Below are 22,470 nucleotides of genomic sequence, written 5' to 3'. Positions count from 1 at the left end.
TATGAAAATTCTGTTTCTTGTTCAGGGTGAAGGACGCGGGCATCTTACGCAGGCCATTGCGCTGGGACAAATACTTAGAAGAGCTGATCACGAAATAGTGGGTGCCATGACCGGCAAGTCCGCCGGCCGCATTATTCCGTCATTTTTTAAAGAACAGATCCAGGCGCCTGTATACGAATTCGATGCGCCGTGCATTGCCTATAACGCCAAAGGAAAAGGCATGAACCTGGGCCGGACAATTGGTACGCTGCTGTTGAACGCCCCGAAATACCTGCGTGCCGTTCAATTCATCAACAGGATTGCATGCAAAGCAAAACCGGATGTAATTATCTGTTTTTATGAAACATATGGCGGGATTTACAATTTTCTTTACGGTTCAAAAGTACCGATGATCTGTATCGCGCATCAGTATCTGCTGCTGCATCCCCGGTTTATTTTCCCTGAAAACAGCCGCTTCAGCAAATCCGTCATCAACTTCAATTCCCGGATTACTTCCTGGCTTGCTGCCAAACGGCTTGCATTGTCGTTCCGCGAAATGGAATCCAGAAACGACCTGAAAATAACGGTTGTTCCGCCGCTGATCCGAGAAGAAGTCCTGGACCTGAAACCCACATGCGGCGATTTTTTCCTGGTTTACATGACGCATCACAGCATGAGCCAGAAAATCATCGACTGGCATTTAAGTCATCCCGGGGTAAGCCTGCACTGTTTCTGGGACAATGCGGAAGCGAATGAAGTTTTCCAGTTTGATGAAACGCTGACTTTCCACCGGATCAACAGCGAAAAGTACCTGAACATGCTGGCGTCGTGCAGGGCGCTTGTAACCACCGCAGGATTTGAGTCGGTATGCGAAGCGATTTATCTCGGAAAACCCGTTATGATGGTTCCGGTGCCAAACCATTTTGAACAGGAATGCAATGCACTGGACGGCGTAATTTCAGGAGCGGGCGTCCGGTGCAAAACGTTTGATCTTTCCGTTATGCTGGAATATTTGCCCAAACATCAGGATCAATCGGAGAAATTCAGGAACTGGTACAAAAGCGGGGCAAGCCGGTTTGTGCAGGAAATTGAAATGATTTCCGGTGATTTCACGCCTGTAAACCATTGAATCGGTAACATTGCTTCAGTAAACTTTTATTTCTTCCTCCTGCATCGGCTTGCTCCGTTGGCAAGCAAACAGCTTGACAGGCTTTTTCCTTAAAAACCTGTTTTCAGCATAAATCAAGGTTTTCTGCTCCGCCGGATCTGTTATTCCCATTTCCTGATTTTTCATTTTTACAGCACCGGCTTGTAAATTCAATTTACATGCACAGTGAGATTTCACTCCGAATTACTTTCAATGATAACAGCTCCTTAACATTGGGCATTCGTATGCCGGATATCTTTGAGCCAAAAACGAGCACTTTTTAATATGAATTCAAGAAGAGACTTTCTTAAACAGGCTGCGCTGCTGTCGGGCACAGGCGCTATGATGAACATGCTCCCGCCGGTTATACAAAAAGCCCTGGCAGTAAACCCTGAACTCGGAAGCACTTTCTACGACGCCGAACATATCGTTTTTCTGATGCAGGAAAACCGTTCTTTCGATCATCAGCTTGGCACTTTGCAGGGCGTACGCGGCTATAACGATCCGCGGGCGATTGAGTTGCCGGATAAAAACAAGGTATGGCTTCAAACCAACAAGGAGGGACATACTTTTATGCCTTTTCACCTGAAAGTCAAAGATACCAAAGTGGCCTGGATGGGCTCCATTCCGCACGGCTGGACCGACCAGACCGACGCCATGAACAATGGAAAATATGACAAATGGCTGGATGTGAAAAAGACCGGCAAAAAGGATTATGCAAATATCCCGCTGACGATGGGCTACTGCGACCGGTCGGATTTCCCGTTCTATTATTCTCTTGCCGACGCATTTACCGTTTGTGATCACAACTTCTGTTCCAGCATAACAGGCACGCATCCCAACCGGTATTACTGGATGACCGGTACCGTGCGCGAGAAAAACGAAACCGAATCCATTGCACATCTGTGGAACAACAGCAATTACGAATTTCCGGAACTGGACTGGACTACTTACCCCGAACGCCTTCAGGAAAACGGCATTTCCTGGAAAGTGTATCAGAACGAACTGACTATGGGCTACGGACTGAAAGGCGAAGAAAGCTCCTGGCTCAGCAACTTCGGAACCAATGTGCTGGAATATTTCAAACAATACAATGTACGGCTGCATGAAGGCGGAATTACCAATCTTCAGTCCAAAAAGGAAAATGTACAGGAACTGATCGCACAACTTGAAAAAGATCCGGCCGACGAAAAATCCGCTCAAAAGCTGGCCGCCGCCAAAAGGCTGCTTTCCAACATCCAGACTGCACAGACGAAATTTACCAAAGACGGTTACAAGAATCTCTCACCGCATCACAAGGAGCTGAATGACAGGGCATTTACAACAAACAGCAAAGACCCGCACTTTCACGACCTCACTGCCATGGAATACAATGACAAAGGTGAAAAAAGAACGCTGAATGTGCCCAAAGGTGATGTTTTTCATCAGTTCCGGGAAGATGTCAAAAACGGTACGCTGCCTACGGTTTCCTGGCTCATGCCGCCGGCTCATTTTTCCGATCATCCCGGCCAGCCCTGGTTTGGACCCTGGTATGTAAGCGAAGCGATGGAAATTCTGCTGCAAAACCCCGATGTCTGGAAGAAGACGATCTTTATCCTTACTTATGACGAAAATGATGGTTACTTCGACCATGTGCCGCCTTTTACGGTTCCCAATCCGTACAAGGAAAATACGGGCAAGGTTTCAGCAGGAATTGATCCGAAAATGGATTTTGCCACGCGAACCCAGCAAACAAATCCTTCGACCATGGAAAAAAACATCCGCGAAAGTTCAATCGGGCTGGGCTACCGTGTTCCGATGATCATTGCATCGCCCTGGACGCGCGGCGGGTTTGTCAATTCAGAGGTTTTTGATCATACTTCTTCCCTGCAGTTCCTGGAAACTTTTCTGGAAAAGAAATTCAACAAAAAGATCAGGGAAGAAAATATTACGCAATGGCGCAGAACGGTCTGCGGCGACCTTACTTCTGTTTTCAGGCCCTACAACGGTGAGCAAATCACGCGGCCGGAATTTCTTGAAAGAATGCCGTTCCTGGAAGGTATCCATCAGGCTCAGTTTAAAGAGGCTCCCGCCAATTTCAGGCAGCTCACAGCAGAGGAAATCAGGCAGATCAACGCTGATCCTTTGCAGTCGCCCTATTTTCCAAGACAGGAAAAAGGCACCCGCCCGGCCTGTGCACTGCCGTATGAAGTGTACGTAAATGGCCGTTTTGATCAGGCTGAAAATAGTTTCGGTCTGGAATTCAAAGCAGGAAATATGGTTTTTGGCAGTAAGTCTGCCGGCTCTCCGTTCCGGGTTTACGCAATCAATCCGTTCCGGAATGAAACTCTCCGCTCGTGGGATTACAGCGTGGCCGCCGGCGATACGCTGCACGATGAATGGAACCTGTCCGATTTTGAAAACAACGCTTATCACCTCCGGGTGTACGGCCCGAATGGTTTTTACAGGGAATTCTCAGGCGACGCAAACAATCCTTTGCTGGCAGTTACCTGTGATTACGAAACGGCCGGTCCGTCCCGGCTCAGCGGAAATATACGGGTCTCCATCCGTAACAACGATAAAAAACCGCACGAAATCATCATAGCCGATAACAGCTACAAAACCGGTTCCCGCATAAAATCCATTGCTGCCGGAAGTCAGGCTTCTGTTGTGTTAAACCTTTCCAAATCGCATCAGTGGTATGATTTCAGCGTCAGGATCAAAGGTTTGGAATCGTTTGAACAGCGTTACGCAGGACATGTGGAAACCGGCGCCGTGACAAAAACGGACCCGCTGATGGGTGGCGTTGTGTGAATGAAATGATTTTTTATTCGTGTAAATTGGTGGGTTCGTGGCTGCCGGAGTTCAGGAAGATATGTTTCTTCCTGAACTTTCATTTTTGTTCTGTGCATCCGGCTTTCATATTTTACATCAATACATATGATGCCCGCCGTTTATACTGAGGTTGGAACCGGTAATGAAGGATGCCTTGTCGGATAACAGATAAGATACTGCATCTGCAACTTCCTCAATGTAACCCAGACGCCCGACCGGAATCTGTGCAACGATCTTTTCTCGTATGTCCTCAGCGACGGCCATCACCATATTGGTGCCGATATATCCCGGCGATACAGTGTTCACAGTCACGCCGTACTTCGCAACTTCCAGCGCAAGAGATTTGGTAAATCCGTGAATGCCGGCCTTTGCCGCCGAATAATTCGTCTGGCCAAACTGCCCTTTCTGCGCATTGATGGAAGAAATGTTGACAATCCTTCCGAATTTCCGCTCGATCATGCCGTCAATTACGTGGCGCGAACAATGAAAAACACTGTTCAGATCGGTGTTGATCACGTAATCCCAGTCGTCCTTCGACATTTTGGTGAATTTTTTGTCTTTGGTCACACCCGCATTATTAATCAGAATGTCTACAGGCCCGATACTTTCCTCAATCGATCTGATCATACGTCCCACAGATTCATAATCGCCTACGTCACCGATTGCAATATCCAGCTCATGTGACATTTCTGCCAACTCGTTCTGAAGTGCTGCACCTTTCTCAGGGCACCGGCAATTTCCCACTACCCGGTATCCTGCTTCACATAAAGCCTTGCACAACGCAATCCCGATCCCGCCGGTGCTGCCGGTTACAAGTACTACTTTCCTGCTGTTACTGTCCATTTGTAATTTCTTCTAATATTTTGGTCACTGCATGCTTTTCTTCTATAAATTTTACGAGCTCTTTGTTCAGCGCGTCCGGCATTTGATAAGGGACGAAGTGTCCGCCTTCCGGTAAAATCACCAGCTTTGCATTCGCCATCCTTGCAGTTTGCTTCGCCAGCAGCTCAGCAAAATTCTCTCCGCGCAGATAAATCCACGGGCTTATAAAATCCTCGGTTCCAGCCACAATCAGACATGGCTGCCTGACTTCGCCCAGTATTCCGTCTATTCCTTCCAGCAACATGGATTCTACAGAACGGGACAAAAGAATTCCGAAAGCCTTGGCTTCATCTGTATACCATGCCATGCTGGAAGCAAAATCGGAAGCCTGCTGATAATCGTTGCGAAAACCCATAATCTGGTTAAGCTTGTTGTGCGTAAATGCATTGCCGCTGGCCACTACGCCGGCCATTGTTTGGATAAGCAACTGTTTTTCAACCGGGGTATATGGTTCGACACCCGACGGAGCAACCATCACGAGCTTGTTCACAAGTTGCGGCTCCTTCAAGGCAACCATAAAGGCAGTCTGCGCACCCATGGAATGACCAATGAGAGTCGGCGCATGCAAAGCGAGTTTTTTTATAAACGAGATTACACACTGTGTATAAAACGCAATGGTGTACGGAAAATAGCCTTTGTCCGAGAAACCATGTCCGGGCAGATCAAGAGCAATACACCTGTAACGTTTTGTAAGCATGCTCATGTTTTTGCGCCAGGTTGGCAATCCCGTTCCCATTCCATGAATAAAGAGCAGCACGCCTGCATCTTTGACGCCTTCATCCACGTAAGCTATTTCAATATCGCCATCGATTTTAATTTTTTTCACCGCATACGGATACGGAACGCGTTCGCCCGGCTCTTTTTCGGTAAGCGGCATCCTTGCCGTATGAGAATGTTTCCAGAAATTATTCCAGGTATTTAGCAAATTAAACATGATGATCTCTTTCTTTTAACCATGAAACAATCCCCGGAGCAAGTTCTTTCTGTGACCTCGATCCCACGAAAACACCAATATGCCCTCCTTCAAATTTTGTCAGACATTTGTCTGTGCTGCCCACAAGCTCATTCAGCGGTATGGATGCATCCGGCGGAACCAGATGATCCTGCTCCGCATAGATGTTCAGCAGCGGAATGGTAATATTTGCAAGGTCGACAACCTCGGAACCAATGCGAAGCGTACCTTTTATCAATTTATTCTGCTGATACAGCTCTTTCATAAATTTCCTGAAGCACTCGCCGGGCTGGCTCGGGCTGTCCGCAATCCATTTTTCCATTCTTAAAAAATTAAGCATTTGAGCCTGCTTGTCTGCGGCGTCCAGTATTTGAATGTACTTTTTGGTTTTGAGCAGCGGTTTAAGCATTTCAAATCCGGTATTCAGAAGCTGGCCGGGAATATTTCCGTAATAGTCCACCAAAGCATCCACATCCAGGTGCCTTGCCCAGTGCGAAAGCATGTCACCTTTGGAATGAAAGTCAACAGGAGTAACCAGTGTGACCAGGTTCTTTACCTTGTTGTTATACAACGCAGAATAGATCACGCTGAACGTCCCGCCCTGGCAAACGCCCATCATGCTGATTGTATCCAGACCGCAACACTGTCTTACCGTATCCACAGCACCATTCAGGTAGCCGTTGATGTAATCGTCCAGTGTATTGTACCGGTCTTCCCTGGAAGGATATCCCCAGTCGATCAGATAAAGGTCCAGCCCGGCCGACTGAAGGTTGCGGATAAAGCTCCGGTCCACCTGTATGTCCAGCATATTGTGGCGGTTTACCTGCGCATAAACCAGCAGAACGGGCGTTTTTAACAAAGGCGGGCTATCCCTGCGATAGTGATACAGGGTTACATTATCCTTTTTCCAGACCGTATCTTTCGGTGTATTTCCAACGTCCAGCTCCTCTATTTTTCTGAGTGCTTCGTACCCCTGCGCAAGTTTGCTGGTTACCGAGGCAAACTCGTGTGGTGAAACTTCATACATGCCGTATCGTTGCTACTGTTCTTTTTTTACTTTCTGATTGGATTTGACTTCCTGCTGCAATTCCGTAATAAGCCGTTCCAGTTCGCTGATCCGGTTACGCAGTTCATGATTGACCTGATAAACTTCTTCCAGCTGTGATTTCAAAACAACCGGAAACGGCTGAAGAAAGCTTTCCATCTGCTTGTCGTACGTTTTGCTGATTTCAGCATGCAGTTTCAGCAGTTCGCCCTGCAAAGCTGCATACGCTTCCGTAGCGAAAAGCGTAACGTATTCCCTTTCATTGATCGTCGCCCATTCATTATAGAATTCATCGAAGCTTTTGGCAGAATGGTCCGTCTGAGACTTTTCGGATACCGACTGCATTACTTTTTCCCAGGCCGATACGCTGGTTTTATAAAGCATCGACTGCATCTGGCTCATCTTCGTTACATAATCACTCCACAACCCGGCCAGCTTCGAAAATGATTCTGAATAATGCGCAGAACCGTTTGAAGTCTGGGCAAAGTAAGGTGTAAATCCTTTTTGCGCCGTCTGGAACAGGCTGCCGTAAAACTGCATCATTCCTTCCGGGTTCATCTGCGCCATGCCGCTGAAGAACGGCATGGCGTTTCCGGCCATTGGCCCGAAGCTGCTACCCGCATCACCCATTGTAGCCATCCACATCTTCATGAGCTTGCCGTACTGTTCGTAATAACCTTTCATGATGGTTCCCTGATCAACACCGAAAAGCTTGTCAACAAAAGACCTGAACGCCTCAGGATCAATCATTTTCCACATGTCCTTGTGATCAAACGGCATTTGTTCCATCTGCTTGAGTACCGGCTGCCACAGCGCAAATAACCGCGTATAAATGTCCACGCTTTTTAGCATATTGGAAAAGGCATCCCGCATCTGATTGCTGCCAAACGGGTTATAGGCATTGCCGAAGTTGCCGGTAGTCATGTTTTCCATCATGGACTGGTATCCCTGCATCCATTGCTTCTGGACCTTTTGCATGTTTTCCCAGCTGGTACTTTGCCCATCACTCCACTCGTTGGCCATGTGCTTCCAGCCATCAACCAAATTGGTGGTATTCTTGTACCATGCGTCAAATACACTTTCTCTTTGTTCCATGCGATATCAATTTTTTGGGGCGGCGCTTACTAATATCATGCCACCAAACCGGGATCGCACTACTGTCAACAGATACATGTGGAATAAAGGCACACTGCCGGAACATAAATTTTCTTTTCCAAATTCACCCTGCACATCATGCAACTTCTTTATTATTAAGCTCTTCGTAATTTGTCAAAACAAACCCCATTGAAATCTTGGTGTATCATACCCTTTCTCGCATTTCACAGCTGCGAAGATTTTTCCGGTCACCATAGTGCATCTCCATGATCATTTATTTACTTTGCCTATCTATTTAGTATAGTATTCACTATTCCGGCCTGACCATCAAAGCATCACATGCGGATAAATTGTACTGATATAATGAAGAAATACCTTCCTGCACTGGCATTCCTGCTGCTGATTCTGACCGTACCTGTCGTCAGCACGTCTGCACAGCAAGCACCGAACATTATTTTCATCATCGGCGATGACATTAGCTGGGATGATATCGGCACGTATGGAAACAGCAGGATCAGGACACCGAACCTGGATAAAATGGCGAAGGAAGGCCTCAAATTTACAAACATGTTCCTGACGGCAAGTTCGTGCAGCCCCAGCCGCACAAGCATACTCACCGGCAGATACCCGCATAATACCGGCGCAGCGGAACTGCATGTGCCTTTGCCTGCTCACCTGAACTATTTCCCCGAAATCCTGCAACAAAAAGCCTATTTTACAGCACTTGCCGGCAAATGGCACGAAGGTCCGGCCACAAAAAGGGCGTATGATACCTTACTCGTTGACAAAGCAGCAAACGGCGAAGGCGGCGAAGAACAATGGATGAACTTGCTAAAATCAAGACCGAAAAACAAGCCTTTTTTCTTCTGGCTGGCACCTTACGATGCGCACAGACCGTGGTCGGAAAAAACCACCGGTCCGAAGCATAATCCGGATACGGAAATTACGGTTCCGCCTGCGTTGGCGGATACTAAAGAGACAAGGCTGGATCTGGCTGCGTATTACAATGAAATTGCTCGTCTGGATCATTACATCGGTGAACTTCTGAATGAGCTGGACCGTCAGGGCATTGCAGAAAATACGCTGGTCATTTTCACGGCGGATAACGGACGGGCGTTTCCCGGCAGCAAAACCAGACTTTACGATGCAGGCATTAAAACGCCCTTTATCGTGAAATGGCCGAAAGGAATCAGGCCCGGTCAGATTTGCAACAGCCTTGTCAGCAGCATTGACATTGCTCCCACTTTACTGGAAATTGCCGGTGCGCAACCGGCTGAAACCTTGCAGGGAAAAAGCTTCCGGGAACTGCTCGGGTCGCCTGAAAAGGAATTCCGCAAGTACATTTTCGCAGAACATAACTGGCATGATTACGCCGCGTACGAACGTGCTGTCCGCAGTAAAGATTTTTTGTACGTCATCAATAAAAGGCCGGAACTGGACAACGGCGGACCGATTGATGCCAATCAGAGTGCCTCGGCAAAAGCCTTGAAAGCTGCAAAAGGAAAACTGACTCCGCTGCAGCAGGATGCTTTTATCAAGCCACGGCCGGCAGAAGAATTTTTTGATAACTTCAAAGACGTTTTGCAATCCCGGAATGAAATAGCAAACAAGGCTTACGCTTTGCCTTTGTCCGAGCTGAAAGCCGTCTTGAAAAAATGGCAGGATGAAACCGGAGATACCTTTCCCGAAAATATAACGCCTGACTGGTACCACCGGGAAACAGGTGAAACTTTACCGCAAAATGGCCGGCGCGGCGAAATGCCGGGAAGTGCCAGCCATGCAGACCGCATCCATGCAAAAGGCCCGTTCTGAAATTTACAAATCCATACCATGAACAGAATACTGCTTTCATTATTAACCGGTTTGCTCCTGTCTACAACCGTTTTTGCACAACAGCCGGACAAACCCAACATACTCTGGATCGTCAGCGAGGACAACAGTCCGTTTCTGGGATGCTACGGCGATACTTTCGCCACAACGCCGAACCTGGATAATCTTGCCAGACAAGGCATTTTGTATAAAAATGCATTTGCGACCGCGCCCGTCTGCGCACCGTCCCGGAACACGCTGATTACCGGCATGTACCCGCCGTCACTCGGAACGGAACATATGCGGAGCACTTATCCGGTTCCCGATTTCGTCCGGTTTTTCCCGCGTTATTTCCGCGAAGCCGGTTATTATACCACCAACAATGCCAAAAAAGATTACAATACGACTGACCAGCCCGAAGCCTGGGATGAGTCCAGCGTAAAGGCTACTTACAAGAACCGAAGGCCGGGACAACCGTTTTTTGCCGTGTTCAACCTCAATGTGTCACATGAAAGTATCATCCATACACCGATTCCGAACGATCAGTTAAAGCATGATCCCGAAAAGGTCCCGCTCCCGCCCTATCATCCGCAAACACCTGAAATGAAGCACGACTGGGCACAGTATTACGACAAGGTGGAGGAAATGGACCGACAGGCCGGGGCGCTGCTGGAAGAACTGGCGAAAGAAGGTCTGGCAGAAAACACCATTGTTTTTTACTACAGTGACAACGGCGGCGTACTGGGCCGGAGCAAACGTTTTATGTACGAGTCGGGGCTAAGAGTGCCGCTGATCATCCGTTTTCCGGAAAAGTATGCAGCACTGGCGCCTGCAAAAGCAGGAACTGTTACGGACCGCATGGTTACTTTCAACGATTTTGCCCCGAGCATGCTGAGTCTTGCGGATATCAAAATTCCGGCTTATATGCAGGGAAAAGCATTTCTGGGCAAACAGCAGGTCAGGGAAAGAGATTATGCATACGGTTTCCGCGGGCGAATGGACGAAAGGACGGATTTTTCCAGAACGGTAAGGGACAAAAAATACCGCTACATCCGGAATTACATGCCGCACAGAATCTATGCGCAACATCTTGAATATCTCTGGAAAGCACCTTCCATGCCATCGTGGGAAACTGAATTTAAAGCCGGCCGCCTGAACGATACACAAATGAAATTCTGGCAGGAAAAACCCGCAGAAGAATTGTTTGATACAGAAAAAGATCCGCATAACATTCATAATCTGGCGGACGACCCTAAGTTCAGAAGTGTGCTGCTGAGACTTCGGGAAGCAAATCACAAGTGGCTGATCGAATCAGCTGACGTAGGCTTTATTCCCGAGGCCATGCTGAGCACCATCGCTGAAACAACAACCTTGCATGCGTATGCGGCCAGCGGAAAATATGAACTGAAAAAAGTCATTGAAACGGCTGAAATGGCCTCTTCCAGAGATCCATCCACACTGCCGGAAATTATAAAAAGACTGAGTGACAAGGACGCCGTTGTAAGATACTGGGCTGTAATAGGAACGGTTATTCTCAAAGAAGCGGCAACGCCGGCAAAAGCAAAGCTGAACAATTTGCTCAGCGATCCTGAAATAAGCGTCCGCATTGCCGCAGCCGAAGCTTTACTGAATCTGGGCGAAACAGAAAAACCCGTGCAGACATTGAGCGAAGCACTGAAAAGCAAAAACAGGATGGCACGCGTCCAGGCTTTGAACGTGCTGGAAAAAATCGGTGACAAAGCCCGGCCTTCGTACGACAATGTGCGTTCCCTTTTGGTATCCGAGCCCAAAGATGGTGATTATGACGTAAGGGCTGCCAAACAGGTTCTTCAGCAAATTGAAAAATAACGGCACAAGCCGGCCAACCGAACGTCATGTAAAATGGATAAAACAATGGATTCACACCGAATTACAGAAAAAGCCAAAGTCGTTTCACTTCAGACCACGGCAATATGCTGCTGACACGAAGAAATTAATTACATTTTTATTTTACTGATTTTAGCTTTCGGCTTTTTTCGAACGGGCTCTGATTTTGCAACGATCGCGCATATACGCAAATAAAAACGGCTGCCCGCCAGGCAATGAAAACGCATGTCTGGCGGGTAGCCGTTGATGAACCTATTTATTTAAACCAGTTGGCTCAGGGCTTCCACACTGAAACCTTTGAGTTCACTTGTGCGCTGTTCGTGAATCTTCTGAACCCAGAAAGGATCTGCAAGCAATGGCCTTCCTACGGCAACAAGGTCGAAGTCGCCGCGGTCCATGCGTCTTACCAGTTCATCCAGTGAGCTAGGCTGTGAACTTTCCCCGGCAAATGCTGCCATGAACTCGCCTGTCAAGCCGATCGAACCCACGGTAATGGTTGCCTTTCCGGTCAGTTTTTTGGCCCAGCCTGCAAAGTTCAGGTCGGAACCTTCAAATTCAGGTTCCCAGAAACGGCGCTGCGAGCAATGGAAAATATCAATTCCGGCGTCTGCCAGCGGGTTCAGCCATGCTTCCATTTCCTGCGGCGTTTTGGCCAGTTTGTTGGTGTATGCCGATGGCTTGAACTGCGACAAACGGATGATCAATGCAAAATCGTCGCCAACCTGCCGGCGTATTTCCTTAATCACTTCTACTGCAAAACGGGTGCGTTCAGCCAGCGTTTTTCCGCCGTAAATATCCGTACGCAGGTTGGTTGCATCCCAGAAAAACTGGTCGATCAGATAACCGTGGGCGCCATGGATTTCAACAGTTTCAAAACCCAGTCTTTTGGCATCGGCTGCTGCACGGCCAAAAGCGGCAATGGTATCTGCAATATCAGCGTCAGTCATGGTATTGCCATTGTTAAACCCGGGCCTGTTCAGGCCGGACGGACCTTCAAACGGCGCTGCAGGAACCCAGCCTGAATGGTGATTGTCCATAACTCCCATATGCCAGATCTGCGGTCCCATGGCACCGCCTGCATCGTGTACTTTGTTGATTACATTCTGCCAGCCGGCTAAAGCCTTTTCACCGTAAAAATGCGGAACATTCTGGTCATTGGAAGAAGATACGCGTTCAATCACAGTACCTTCCGACAAAATCAGGCCGACTTCACCTTTGGCGCGCTTGCCGTAATAATTGGCCACATCTTCAGTAGGAACGCCATTCGGAGAAAAAGAACGTGTCATGGGTGCCATCACCACACGGTTTTTCAGGTTTAATGATTTCAGGCTGAATGGCCTGAACAGAATTTCTGAATTCATATTGTAAAAAATTGTTAACTAAATCTTTGATTGCACAAGTTCGCTCAGGGCTTTGAATGCTTCTTCATTGCGCTGGTAATAAGTCCATTGGCCTACGCGGGTTGATTTTACAAGTCCGGCGCGCTGCAGAATGGACAAATATTCCGATACGGTGGATTGCGTGAGACCCGCTTTTTGCTGAATCTGGCCGACGCATACGCCGTGCTTAAAGCCAAAAGCCTCCTGACCGGGAAAACTGGTTTCCGGCTCTTTAAGCCAGTTCAGAATATCCAGCCTGGTTTTATTTGAAAGTGCCTTGAATATTTCCAGTTGATCCATAAATCGGTATATCGAATTATTCCGATATACCATTTAACCAGATGAAAGTGATGTTAGTTCGGTTTTTCCAAAAGAATTTTAAAAAGAAGTTGCTGAAACGGCATAAAAAAAGCCCCTTGATCCAAAGATCAGGAGGCATTTCAAATCCAACATTTTACTTTCCGCTTCTCAAATCCCGCTATATCCGCACCGCTGTATTCTCCACAAGTCGGGTCCATTCCGGCAGTTCCGGAATGCCCGGCTTGCGTTTGCCGAAAAACTGGTTGAACATGGTTCCATGCTTGTCAATCAGCTCAATACCGGTGACAATGCCCGCTTCGCTTGGCTTCCTGACAACCCACGCCTCGTCTATGGCGTCACTGCGCAAATGCAGGTTAAATTCAGGGTCCATGATGTTCAGCCACGGCCCCATGACGAATATTTTCCTGATCGGGCCGGTATGGATCTGGATGCAGTTCGGATTGGACACAAAAACCATGATCGGCACCTGTATTTCAGATGCAGCCTCAAAAACCTGTTTCATGCTTTCCGGCGCGATCCGGTATGCATAACCTTCCGGCGCATGGCGCAGGGCCTGTTTTCTGGACAGATTATATTTTTTTAAAAGCGTAAAGAAATCGTGGGTATCTTTTAGTGCAAGCCATTCTTCCTGAAATGCTTTTACATCCATGTCAGCGGTTGTTTCCTCTTCGGCCTTCTTTTCTTCTTTTGGCAAAACAAAAAGCATAACCTGCTGATCCGAAGCAGTGTACCTGGCTACAAGCGTATCGTATGCTTCCTTGTTGCTTTTTTCAGTGAGGTAAATTTTATGCGCGGCTTCTCCGCGGCTGTTGAAAAACTGAAGACTGTAACGGTCGTTTTCGTGCACGGCAAAACCGAATTTCCAGTCGCCCAGAAACAGTCTCAGATCAATATCCGGCCCGAGTACAAGCCCTACGTGGTTTTGAAAAGAGACCTTTTCGTAAACTCCTTTGCGCTCATGCACGACGTGATCGTTCCGCGTCAAGGCCATGACATAACCCAGCGAACCAACTTCCTTGATCAGTTCACGAAAATCGCCGTCCAGCAGTATCGCGTTCTCTCCTATTCCGGTTGCAACCAGTTCGGCTTCAGATGTATTCAGTTCTCTGGCTGCGTCGCGAATGCGCGTTTTCGGGTTCAACACTTTGAATGCAGCCCAGCTATCTTTCAGTTCGGAGCGGTTTGCTGTAAGTTCTGTTTTCATAATGAATTTATATTTTCGACATTATTTTTATAAGCTGTATCCGGAACGATAACCGGAAACGGCGTACTTTCCGGCTGAATGATGCGCACGGACAAACCGAATGCATCTTTGATATTCCCTTCTGTCAGTACGGTCTCCGGCGTTCCCGCTGAAAGGGCCTTTCCGTCTTTCATCATCAGCACCTTGTCTGCATATTGCAAAGCCAGGTTCAGGTCGTGAACAACAGCAATGACGCCAAATCCTTTGATGGTCATTTCCTTTGCCAGCTGAAAAGTTTCATACTGATGCAAAAGGTCCATGCCGGTTGTAGGCTCGTCGAGGAAAAGATACCCGCCTTTGACTTCCCAGATCTGCGCCAGCGTCCTGGCAAGCTGCACACGCTGCTGTTCACCGCCGGAGAGTGTCGGAAACAAGCGGTTTCCGAATGCTGCCATACCCGTTTTTTCAAGGCAAAGTTCTGCAATCCGATGGTCGTGCTTATCCGGACTGGCATCATAAAAAGGATACCGTCCCATCATCACTATTTCCCGTACGGTAAAGGAAAGCGAAATATTGTTTTGCTGCGCAAGGACGGCACGAAGTTGCGCGAGTTCTTTCAGTTTATAATTTTTCAAATCCTTGCCAAGGAAATCGATTGTGCCGGAATCGGGTGTATGTTCTCTTGTCAGGAGCTTCATCAGCGTGGATTTCCCGGCACCGTTTGCACCGACAATCGCCCATAATTCACCGGTAGTTGCCTGAAAACGGATATTTTCAACCAAAGAGCGGCCTTTTACCGAAAAACTGACCTGATTTACTGAAATCATATCCTTCGTCTTTTTTGATCCCATAGAATGTAAAGGAAAAACGGTGTCCCCAGCAATGCAGTGAGGATTCCGATCGGCAGCTCCGAGGGCGCTACAAGGGTCCGGGAAACGGTGTCGGCCAATGTCAGGACGATGGCTCCGCCCAAAGCCGAACCCACCAGAACTATTTTATGGTCGGGCCCGAAAGCACTTCGGATGATATGCGGAACAACAAGCCCGACAAAGCCGATTCCGCCGGCAACCGCAACCGAAGCACCTACGCCCATCGTTGCCAGCAGGACAATCTGTTTTTTTAGCGTATTCATATTGACGCCCAACGCGGCCGCCTGACTTTCGCCCAATACGAGCAGGTTCAATGCCTTGGACAGATAAGGCATAAAAAATACGGTGCACAAAACAAAAGGGGCAACCGCCGTAACCGACGTCCAGGTTGCTCCGCCCAGACTGCCCAGATTCCAGAATGTAATTGTCCTGAGCTGCTCATCCGTAGCCATATAAGTCATCAAACCCGTTATGGCGCCTGCAAATGCATTGACCGCAATTCCGCAGAGCAGCATGGTGGTTACATTTCCTTCACCGGTGAATCTGGACAATTGATAAACCAGAAAAGTCGTGAATGCCGCGCCGGTAAAGGCAGCAAGAGCCAACGCATAAGCACCTCCGGTTTCACTGATGATCCCAAAATACCTGGCATTGAACAGGATCATCAGAATGGCAAAAAGCGAAGCGCCGGAAGTCACGCCGATCAGTCCGGAATCTGCTACCGGGTTACGGAACAGTCCTTGCAGGGAAGCGCCTCCGATGCCCAGCGCTGCACCGACCAGTACGCCCAGACAAACGCGGGGCAAACGTATGATCCAGAAAACCAGCGATTTCTGTTCTTCAAATGCAGCTGTTTCCGCAAATCCGGATTTGAATAAAACAATTTGACACAGTTCCGTTAACGAAATCGGCAGCGCGCCGGTGCAAGCGGAAAAAATAACGCATCCCAGCAAAATGAAACCTAACAAAAAGACTGCTCCGGTTACGGAAACCTTTCTTCCGGATTTTAAAGCAGGAATCGTATTGGTGTCACGATAAGGTTTTCTGATCGTTTCTGTCATTTTATCAGTTGATTTTTTGAGCCAGTTCCAATGCCGCCTTGCCTAATCTCGGACCGAATCCGGTCAGAAGTTGTCCGTCCATGGAAACGATTTTCCGGTTTCTTCCTGCATTTGTATTGGCAATACCCGGCACTTTGAGCAGCCCTTCGGCGCCATCTACGCTTTCGAGCCCGCTGCTGAACAGCACCAGCACATCCGGATTGGCAGCCAGCAGCGATTCCGGAGTAAGCGGTTTGAAATCCGAAAAACCTTCAACGGCATTTTTGTTTCCGGTTAAAAGGAACAGTTTGTCCAGCGATGTTCCGGTGCCCGACACCATCAGCGTTCCGGTGCCGCGCGCATAAATGAACAGCAGCTTTTTCGGCGCAGCCGGTTTCGGGATTCTGGCTAGGTCTGATTCCAGCATTTTTACCATTTTCTCGGCCTGTGGAATAGCATTGAAATACTTCCCGACATCGCGGATCAGCTTCACGGCTCCGGCTTTTGAATATTCCTGTCTGAATGCAACGACTTTTTTACCGCTGCCGGTCAATTGCCGGATTACGGCAGGTGCAATCATGGTCTGATCGGTATAAATGATCACATCGGGATTCAATGCAATGATCCCTTCCGCCGAAATGCTTCTGTTATGCCCGACTTTCGGAATCTTACTTAATGAAGCCGGATAAGTACTGGTGATATCCACGCCGGCCAGCTGGCTTTCCAGACCCAAGCCACAGATGATTTCACTCAAGGTACCGCTTACAGAAACGATACGCAAAGGCCTGGCAAAGCTGCTGACATACACTCCGGCATTCAGCAGCAGCATAAACATCAAAACGGCTGTACTTCTGCTTTTTCGGGCTGACATAATTTGTGGTCGATACAATCTTTATTACTGATTTTCAGAGAAGATCCGGTCAATTTCCAGTGCAAGCAGCGATTCCTGAAACAGGCCTTTTACCTCATCTATTTCGCTTTTGCTGAACGATAGCATGAAATTCGGAATGGGCGAAGGAAGTATGACCTCCTTGCCGTTCGGCAACGGTATTTCCAGTATTTGCACCTGGGATTTATCATACAAAACGTTATGAAATCCGTGTAATCCGCTTTTTGTGAAAATAAAGAGGAAGTTGCCGAACACGAAATTGTAATGATCGCAGCAGCTGCACTGACCGATGTAACCATGCTCGGACTGGCTCAGGATGCGTAAGGAATTGTCGTTCATCATCATTTTGTTACGTTAAAATTTTCCGTTGTCATCAGCCAGAACGTACCGGAATGTGAAGTAGCTGGATTCTTCCGTCGGCACATTTTCAGGCGCACCTTTGTAGTAGTTTATGATTTCCATTTTGGCAAACTGGCCGGATGCGGTTTTTACCAGGATCGTGCGGCCGGGAATCGGAACAATGGCGTGAATGCCCATATCGTACGTATACCACGAGTTTCCGCTGCCGCCAGCAATCGCATTTCCGTTCTCGTTGTCCGTTTTGTAACCTTGCTGTGGCGCTTCGGTTATGGTGTCGAACCGCTTTTCAGACATTTGCGCACCGCCGTTTCCCGGGCCGCTGCTGCCGCCGTTCACAAGGATGGTTGTTTTGCTGAATGCCAGATCCCAGCCCGCAGTTTTTGCTGAGTCAGCGGAGACCTCTTTACCTTTTACCAGACTGAAATACTGAAAGGGTTTCGCATTGGCGTTCAGGTCTTTGATAAGAATGATTTGCGGTTCGGCTGTACCTGGCGCAAATGCATTGCCGATCAGTGCAAGTGCCAGTAATAGGATTTTCAGCATGGCTCTACGGGTTTTTTAATGGGTGTTTCAGATTGTAAACTGCGCGGTGCTTGCCTTTTGCAAACGGGATTTTCTGACCGTCCGGATTTCAGGTCCGAACGGTCGGTAGTACTTTCACTACGCTCCTTTTTTTACCAGCTCGTATTCCAGTTTCGGCTTGCCTCTTTCGCCGCCGTCGGTACTTGTGTAACTGATAAAGCGCAGTTTGTATACATTCCCCGCTGCATCTTTGATTACATAAAAACGATCGGTTTTCACGCCGGCGGGCGTTGTAGAGCCGGGTGCTGCGGTAGCACGCCATTTTGTTCCGATTACATCACCGGTTTTCAGAAAAGTGGTAGCCGCAATGCTGGATTCCTTGAAATCAGCATAACTTACGGTAGCGGTCATGACCTGTGCAGCTTCCACGCCGCCCAGATGATTGATACCGACATAATCCTGCACCCAGTAAGGTGTGTTCAATCCGGAATTGTAAGTACTGTAACTCCATGAAAAATCCCAGCTTCTGGTACGCGGTTCCACCGGAACGACTTTATCCGTTTCAAGCGAGGCAAATGCAAAATTGAAATCCGCATTCTTGGCAACGTCAAGGGTTTTGATCGCCGTTGAGCCTAGTCTTGCGTACTGTACTTTATACCCTTCGCCGTTTCTACTGATTTTCACTTTAAACCATTTGTCGGCAGACTTGTTTCCTTCGTATGAATAGAGATACACTTTGTTTTCGGCATCTGTGGCTGAAACGGCTGCTATGACCGTTTTTGTAATGTTGCCCGTCCAGTCGTCCACAATGTGAACGGAAGCAGTATCCGACGGATCATGGTTCAGTTTGACGCCGGCCGAATCGGCCAGTGTTACCGCGCTGAAATCGGTTTTGGAAGTGGCAATTGCCGTTGATTGACAGGCAGGATTCAGAATCACGCGGAAATCAGGGCCGCTGTAAAAGCCCAGGTTCCAGCTTTTGCGGTCAACGCCGGTCTGACTGTTTCCGCTCAGATCAAAATAAACGGAATTGGCATAGGTAACATCGCCGACTTTGCCGTTCAATGTAGCCGTGCTCCCGGTGGAAGTAATGGCCGAAAACGAAAGTTTCAGCTCGTTGTTTGCTCCGGCGACTGCGGGCGCTGCAACCGTTGCGATTTTAAAAAGAATGTTTTCATCGCCGTTCAGGGAAGTTACCACCTTTTTAACTTTAAATGAAACCGACGTTGCGCCGGCAGGAATGCTTAAATCCAGACTGTTTCCGGTTGCTGCCGGATCGGTTGTGAAATCGGTTCCGTAAGTTAGTTTAGAAGGTATCAGATTCACTTTCACAGCAACCGGAGCCGTTTCTGCACGGCTCAGTGTAACCCTGACTTCGGTTTCCGTTTTTGAATTATCAAATCCCTGGTCTTTGGCCTCAAAACCGGCAAAATTGTCGGGTAGCGGCGGCTCATCATCGTTACAGGCGTTAATAGAAAACAATAAAAAACTGGCTAACAGATATTTAGATATTTTTTTCATGAGGTATATGGGATTGAAAGGGTAAAATTTAATTTTTCGACCATTGCACATTCAGCCCCAGAAAAAAGGACCGGCCGTAAGACATCGGCACGGAGCTGCCCGCACTGTGCGCGCCTGTTTCCTGCGCCGTGTTTCTTAAACTGGTTACATCAAACAGGTTTTTGGCACCGCCGATGATGCTGATGTATTTGTTGAAAGTCTTTGTTAAAGTCAGGTCCGCCATATGAAAGCCGGCAGTTTCAGCAAGCCTGGCAGAAATTTCGTTTGTAGCAGAAATGACCGTTTCATAGCTCGGACGCCTGCCGGTATATTTGTAAAAAAGACTAATGCTGGCGCCCATTTCAGAGAATGTGTATATCAGGTTCGAATTGATTTCAGGTGACCACGTAAATTCCGGAGTCGGGCCAAGCTCAGCTTCAGATTCAGAAAGCCGGTTATAACGTCCGATGAAGGTGCCTCCGAGCGTAGCCTGTATATTTTTCCAGAAAAGCTTGTTTTCAAGCGTAAAACCTGTTGTCTTGAAAAGATCAATATTCAGATAGGTGGAAACCGCAGCATTTGCCGGCGAGGTGCCCGTCGTAATCAGGTCACGAAAAACATTGTAAAAACCGCCGAAAGTTGAGTTGATCCGCAAGGCTGTTTTCGCAACAGGCTGCCACGCAAGAGAAGCATTCATGCTGTTGGAATATTCCGCTTTCAGATTTTCATTGCCGATGATGTCATGTGATGCATCCTTGAATTTGAAATACAGTTCGCGCAACGCCGGCGACCTGAAACCGCGTGCATAGCCGAACCGCAGATCCAGCTTTTTACTCAGGGCAACTTTGCCGTTCAGTGACGGAATGACGGGCGGTGCGTCATAAATCGTATTTTTCAGAAACCGCAGCCCCGGCGTAATCCGGATCCCGGAAACGATCCTGAATTCCGGTGCAAGAAAAAGCGCATATTCAAGGATGGTCGGCGAACCCTGAATCCGGTCTCCCGAACTGTTGTTGCTGCTGATGTCGATTCCGCCGAGCAGTGCCAGGGCCGGTGCCATTTTGTAATGCATCGTTCCGCGGAAAAAGGCGGAAGTAAAAACAGATTTGTCCTGAGAAGCATTCAGCGCTTTCGTGCGTTTTCCGGTGTTGAAATCCATATGGGTGCTTAAAGTCCTGCGGCTATAATCCGTATAGGAAAGTGCGCCGGTAAAATTCAGCTTCTCATTCGGTTTGAACGCGCCCTGTAGCTGATGAAACCAGCGTTTGGAAATGTAATCGACATCGCCGGCCTTGTTTTCAGCATTGACATAACCCAAAAAATAAATGGTTTCATCCGTGCCGTTAAAACGGTACCATGCATTCCATTTATCGCTGCGGTAACCGGCCGATACCGTATAAAGCATCTGTTCCTTGGGCATCCAGGCTTTTTTACGGCCCGAAGAATCGCCTTGCCAGCCACCAAAATGGTTACGCGCTACATGTCCCGAAAACAGAAGCCCTTTTCGCTGCCATGAAATCCCGACATTCTGGTTGTGCGTTCCGGTGCTGCTGAATGCATTGTACTCTTTCCCCGCCGTTTCCTCCTGAATTCTTGCACTAACAGACAGGTTATCGCTTTCTGTGCGCTTTTTTGTAAGGATATTGATAACGCCCGCAAGTGCGTCCGTGCCGTAAATGACGGACATCGGGCCTTCCACGATTTCGATCCGGTCAATGGTGTTGATGTCAATTTGTCCAAGACTTTCACGCGTGCTGCCACGGTCCACCATGGGAACGCCGTCGAGTAAAATCTTTACATTCTGGCCCGACATGCCCATTAACTGAATATCGCTGGTGCCGAGCGTAAGGTCATTGGAAAACCGGATTCCCAGTTCCGTATTCAGGATCGTCTGGATATTTGTCGCACCCCTCAGCCTTATACGCTGGCTGTCTATTGTGCGGATCTGGTAAACCGAATTCTTTAATGACTGCGCCTCGAACTGGCCTGTAACGACAAGTTCCTGCAATGCAATGGATTTTTGCTGCAAGGAATCTCCTGCCGGTGTTTTTTCAGGCAAATCCTGCGCTGTTGCGGTACATGCAAACAGCAGCATCATGCATGAGAATGTATACAAGTGTTTCAAGAGCTTCTTCTTATTTAGACTAATTATATTTTACAAAGGAATGCTTATTTATACTAAATACAAATTATGGCGGTGAAATATTTTAGGAACCAAATGGGAACTGCAACAACTGAAAGTTTGCAGCAGTCTGATTGCAAGTAGATTAATCTGATTATTTGCCGAACAAGCTAAAACCTTGATATGCTGGATGGAAGACCCGGCTGCATTGAATTATACCCGAACCCTCATAATCTCCGGAAGACGGATGAAGTGAAGGCAAGAAGCAAGACGTATCTGGATCTTCAATCAATAATGATCTTCCTGCATAACGGCATACAGGATTTCGCTGAACTTGCCATTTTCAAAAACGTGTGTTTTGCCGATTACCTTAAAGATTACGGAAGTATTTCCGCGGTTAATCAGGATATGGTCTCCGGTTACGGGCAAATTCCATTTGGGGAAAGCGGCAGTAAAGATCCTTTGATCATCGGAACCGTTATGCAGCGCAAATTTCAGATTGCAATATTCATCCATTCTATCAACTGTTTTTATGAAATATCCTTCAGAAACTGCTGCGGCCCGGTTCTGAACCCAGGATAGTGAACCGGAAAAACAATGAAACGGAATATGCCCGGAAATTGGTATGTTCTATTTTACAAGTCAATGGCTTTAAGCGGCACAAACCGAACAGTTTTGCAGGATGAGTGCATCAGA

At 47.9% G+C, this 22,470-nt stretch carries 19 protein-coding genes; 4 read left to right on the top strand and 15 right to left on the bottom strand.

Annotation, left to right across the window (positions count from 1 at the left end):
* Position 1: 1 nt before the first annotated feature.
* A complete protein-coding gene (locus tag FEM33_RS23310; protein ID WP_139014384.1) occupies positions 2–1,108 on the top strand; it encodes a glycosyltransferase family protein in 1,107 nt (368 codons plus the stop codon).
* Between the two features lie 303 nt (positions 1,109–1,411).
* Positions 1,412–3,919 (top strand): phosphocholine-specific phospholipase C, encoded by a 2,508-nt coding sequence (locus tag FEM33_RS23305; RefSeq protein WP_139014383.1) that lies wholly within the window; start codon positions 1,412–1,414, stop codon positions 3,917–3,919.
* Between the two features lie 117 nt (positions 3,920–4,036).
* Here the strand turns inward: FEM33_RS23305 and phbB are convergent, their stop codons facing one another.
* Genes phbB through FEM33_RS23285 form a run of 4 tightly spaced genes read right to left on the bottom strand, consistent with a single transcriptional unit; the run spans position 4,037 to position 7,914 of the window.
* A complete protein-coding gene (phbB, locus tag FEM33_RS23300) occupies positions 4,037–4,783 on the bottom strand; it encodes an acetoacetyl-CoA reductase (RefSeq protein WP_139014382.1) in 747 nt (248 codons plus the stop codon).
* Positions 4,773–5,756: an alpha/beta fold hydrolase gene (locus FEM33_RS23295; RefSeq protein WP_139014381.1), complete on the bottom strand. Its 984-nt coding sequence runs from the start codon at positions 5,754–5,756 to the stop codon at positions 4,773–4,775. The genes phbB and FEM33_RS23295 overlap by 11 nt, the downstream gene beginning before the upstream one ends.
* Positions 5,749–6,801, bottom strand: a complete 1,053-nt coding sequence (phaC, locus tag FEM33_RS23290; protein ID WP_139014380.1) for a class III poly(R)-hydroxyalkanoic acid synthase subunit PhaC — start codon at positions 6,799–6,801, stop codon at positions 5,749–5,751. Before phaC ends, FEM33_RS23295 begins: the two co-directional genes overlap by 8 nt.
* A gap of 12 nt (positions 6,802–6,813) precedes the next feature.
* Positions 6,814–7,914 carry a poly(R)-hydroxyalkanoic acid synthase subunit PhaE gene (locus FEM33_RS23285; RefSeq protein WP_139014379.1) on the bottom strand — a complete coding sequence of 367 codons (1,101 nt, stop codon included), beginning with the start codon at positions 7,912–7,914 and terminating at the stop codon, positions 6,814–6,816.
* 363 nt (positions 7,915–8,277) lie between these two features.
* On the opposite strand from FEM33_RS23285, the gene FEM33_RS23280 reads away from it, so the two are divergent.
* The gene (locus FEM33_RS23280; protein ID WP_139014378.1) at positions 8,278–9,726 is read left to right on the top strand and encodes a sulfatase family protein; all 1,449 of its coding nucleotides are present in this window, start codon (positions 8,278–8,280) and stop codon (positions 9,724–9,726) included.
* Between the two features lie 18 nt (positions 9,727–9,744).
* Positions 9,745–11,571 carry a sulfatase-like hydrolase/transferase gene (locus tag FEM33_RS23275; protein ID WP_139014377.1) on the top strand — a complete coding sequence of 609 codons (1,827 nt, stop codon included), beginning with the start codon at positions 9,745–9,747 and terminating at the stop codon, positions 11,569–11,571.
* A 278-nt stretch (positions 11,572–11,849) separates the two neighbouring features.
* Here FEM33_RS23275 and FEM33_RS23270 read toward each other — a convergent pair whose 3' ends face one another.
* From FEM33_RS23270 to FEM33_RS23220, 11 genes are all read right to left on the bottom strand, one after another.
* Positions 11,850–12,950: an NADH:flavin oxidoreductase gene (locus FEM33_RS23270; protein WP_139014376.1), complete on the bottom strand. Its 1,101-nt coding sequence runs from the start codon at positions 12,948–12,950 to the stop codon at positions 11,850–11,852.
* A gap of 18 nt (positions 12,951–12,968) precedes the next feature.
* Positions 12,969–13,268 carry an ArsR/SmtB family transcription factor gene (locus FEM33_RS23265; RefSeq protein WP_138279493.1) on the bottom strand — a complete coding sequence of 100 codons (300 nt, stop codon included), beginning with the start codon at positions 13,266–13,268 and terminating at the stop codon, positions 12,969–12,971.
* Between the two features lie 178 nt (positions 13,269–13,446).
* Positions 13,447–14,493, bottom strand: coding sequence for a hemin-degrading factor (locus tag FEM33_RS23260; protein ID WP_139014375.1), 1,047 nt, complete (start codon positions 14,491–14,493; stop codon positions 13,447–13,449).
* On the bottom strand, positions 14,490–15,299 hold the full coding sequence (locus tag FEM33_RS23255) for a heme ABC transporter ATP-binding protein (RefSeq protein WP_139014374.1): 810 nt from the start codon (positions 15,297–15,299) through the stop codon (positions 14,490–14,492). The genes FEM33_RS23260 and FEM33_RS23255 overlap by 4 nt, the downstream gene beginning before the upstream one ends.
* The gene (locus FEM33_RS23250) at positions 15,296–16,402 is read right to left on the bottom strand and encodes a FecCD family ABC transporter permease (RefSeq protein WP_139014373.1); all 1,107 of its coding nucleotides are present in this window, start codon (positions 16,400–16,402) and stop codon (positions 15,296–15,298) included. Before FEM33_RS23250 ends, FEM33_RS23255 begins: the two co-directional genes overlap by 4 nt.
* A 4-nt stretch (positions 16,403–16,406) precedes the next feature.
* The gene (locus FEM33_RS23245) at positions 16,407–17,252 is read right to left on the bottom strand and encodes a heme/hemin ABC transporter substrate-binding protein (RefSeq protein ID WP_139014372.1); all 846 of its coding nucleotides are present in this window, start codon (positions 17,250–17,252) and stop codon (positions 16,407–16,409) included.
* 24 nt (positions 17,253–17,276) lie between these two features.
* The gene (locus FEM33_RS23240; protein WP_229214379.1) at positions 17,277–17,615 is read right to left on the bottom strand and encodes a DUF6686 family protein; all 339 of its coding nucleotides are present in this window, start codon (positions 17,613–17,615) and stop codon (positions 17,277–17,279) included.
* A 9-nt stretch (positions 17,616–17,624) separates the two neighbouring features.
* Positions 17,625–18,173, bottom strand: a complete 549-nt coding sequence (locus FEM33_RS23235; RefSeq protein ID WP_139014371.1) for an HmuY family protein — start codon at positions 18,171–18,173, stop codon at positions 17,625–17,627.
* 117 nt (positions 18,174–18,290) lie between these two features.
* Positions 18,291–19,673: an HmuY family protein gene (locus tag FEM33_RS23230; protein WP_139014370.1), complete on the bottom strand. Its 1,383-nt coding sequence runs from the start codon at positions 19,671–19,673 to the stop codon at positions 18,291–18,293.
* A gap of 28 nt (positions 19,674–19,701) precedes the next feature.
* A complete protein-coding gene (locus FEM33_RS23225) occupies positions 19,702–21,750 on the bottom strand; it encodes a TonB-dependent receptor plug domain-containing protein (protein WP_229214378.1) in 2,049 nt (682 codons plus the stop codon).
* 312 nt (positions 21,751–22,062) lie between these two features.
* Positions 22,063–22,290 (bottom strand): hypothetical protein, encoded by a 228-nt coding sequence (locus FEM33_RS23220; protein ID WP_139014369.1) that lies wholly within the window; start codon positions 22,288–22,290, stop codon positions 22,063–22,065.
* Positions 22,291–22,470 lie beyond the last annotated feature (180 nt).

It is taken from the genome of Dyadobacter flavalbus, from assembly GCF_006149045.1.
GTDB classification, from domain to species: Bacteria; Bacteroidota; Bacteroidia; order Cytophagales; family Spirosomataceae; genus Dyadobacter; species Dyadobacter flavalbus.
The sequence above is the reverse complement of the archived record's forward strand: the minus strand, read 5'-3'. Positions and strand labels throughout refer to the sequence as shown.

What these genes read in the sequence shown, in the direction of transcription:
- FEM33_RS23310 (WP_139014384.1), top strand. Translation starts at nt 2, where the DNA reads ATGAAAATTCTGTTTCTTGTTCAGGGTGAAGGACGCGGGCATCTTACG.
- FEM33_RS23305 (WP_139014383.1), top strand. Translation starts at nt 1,412, where the DNA reads ATGAATTCAAGAAGAGACTTTCTTAAACAGGCTGCGCTGCTGTCGGGC.
- phbB (WP_139014382.1), bottom strand. Translation starts at nt 4,783, where the DNA reads ATGGACAGTAACAGCAGGAAAGTAGTACTTGTAACCGGCAGCACCGGC.
- FEM33_RS23295 (WP_139014381.1), bottom strand. Translation starts at nt 5,756, where the DNA reads ATGTTTAATTTGCTAAATACCTGGAATAATTTCTGGAAACATTCTCAT.
- phaC (WP_139014380.1), bottom strand. Translation starts at nt 6,801, where the DNA reads ATGTATGAAGTTTCACCACACGAGTTTGCCTCGGTAACCAGCAAACTT.
- FEM33_RS23285 (WP_139014379.1), bottom strand. Translation starts at nt 7,914, where the DNA reads ATGGAACAAAGAGAAAGTGTATTTGACGCATGGTACAAGAATACCACC.
- FEM33_RS23280 (WP_139014378.1), top strand. Translation starts at nt 8,278, where the DNA reads ATGAAGAAATACCTTCCTGCACTGGCATTCCTGCTGCTGATTCTGACC.
- FEM33_RS23275 (WP_139014377.1), top strand. Translation starts at nt 9,745, where the DNA reads ATGAACAGAATACTGCTTTCATTATTAACCGGTTTGCTCCTGTCTACA.
- FEM33_RS23270 (WP_139014376.1), bottom strand. Translation starts at nt 12,950, where the DNA reads ATGAATTCAGAAATTCTGTTCAGGCCATTCAGCCTGAAATCATTAAAC.
- FEM33_RS23265 (WP_138279493.1), bottom strand. Translation starts at nt 13,268, where the DNA reads ATGGATCAACTGGAAATATTCAAGGCACTTTCAAATAAAACCAGGCTG.
- FEM33_RS23260 (WP_139014375.1), bottom strand. Translation starts at nt 14,493, where the DNA reads ATGAAAACAGAACTTACAGCAAACCGCTCCGAACTGAAAGATAGCTGG.
- FEM33_RS23255 (WP_139014374.1), bottom strand. Translation starts at nt 15,299, where the DNA reads ATGATTTCAGTAAATCAGGTCAGTTTTTCGGTAAAAGGCCGCTCTTTG.
- FEM33_RS23250 (WP_139014373.1), bottom strand. Translation starts at nt 16,402, where the DNA reads ATGACAGAAACGATCAGAAAACCTTATCGTGACACCAATACGATTCCT.
- FEM33_RS23245 (WP_139014372.1), bottom strand. Translation starts at nt 17,252, where the DNA reads ATGTCAGCCCGAAAAAGCAGAAGTACAGCCGTTTTGATGTTTATGCTG.
- FEM33_RS23240 (WP_229214379.1), bottom strand. Translation starts at nt 17,615, where the DNA reads ATGATGATGAACGACAATTCCTTACGCATCCTGAGCCAGTCCGAGCAT.
- FEM33_RS23235 (WP_139014371.1), bottom strand. Translation starts at nt 18,173, where the DNA reads ATGCTGAAAATCCTATTACTGGCACTTGCACTGATCGGCAATGCATTT.
- FEM33_RS23230 (WP_139014370.1), bottom strand. Translation starts at nt 19,673, where the DNA reads ATGAAAAAAATATCTAAATATCTGTTAGCCAGTTTTTTATTGTTTTCT.
- FEM33_RS23225 (WP_229214378.1), bottom strand. Translation starts at nt 21,750, where the DNA reads ATGATGCTGCTGTTTGCATGTACCGCAACAGCGCAGGATTTGCCTGAA.
- FEM33_RS23220 (WP_139014369.1), bottom strand. Translation starts at nt 22,290, where the DNA reads ATGGATGAATATTGCAATCTGAAATTTGCGCTGCATAACGGTTCCGAT.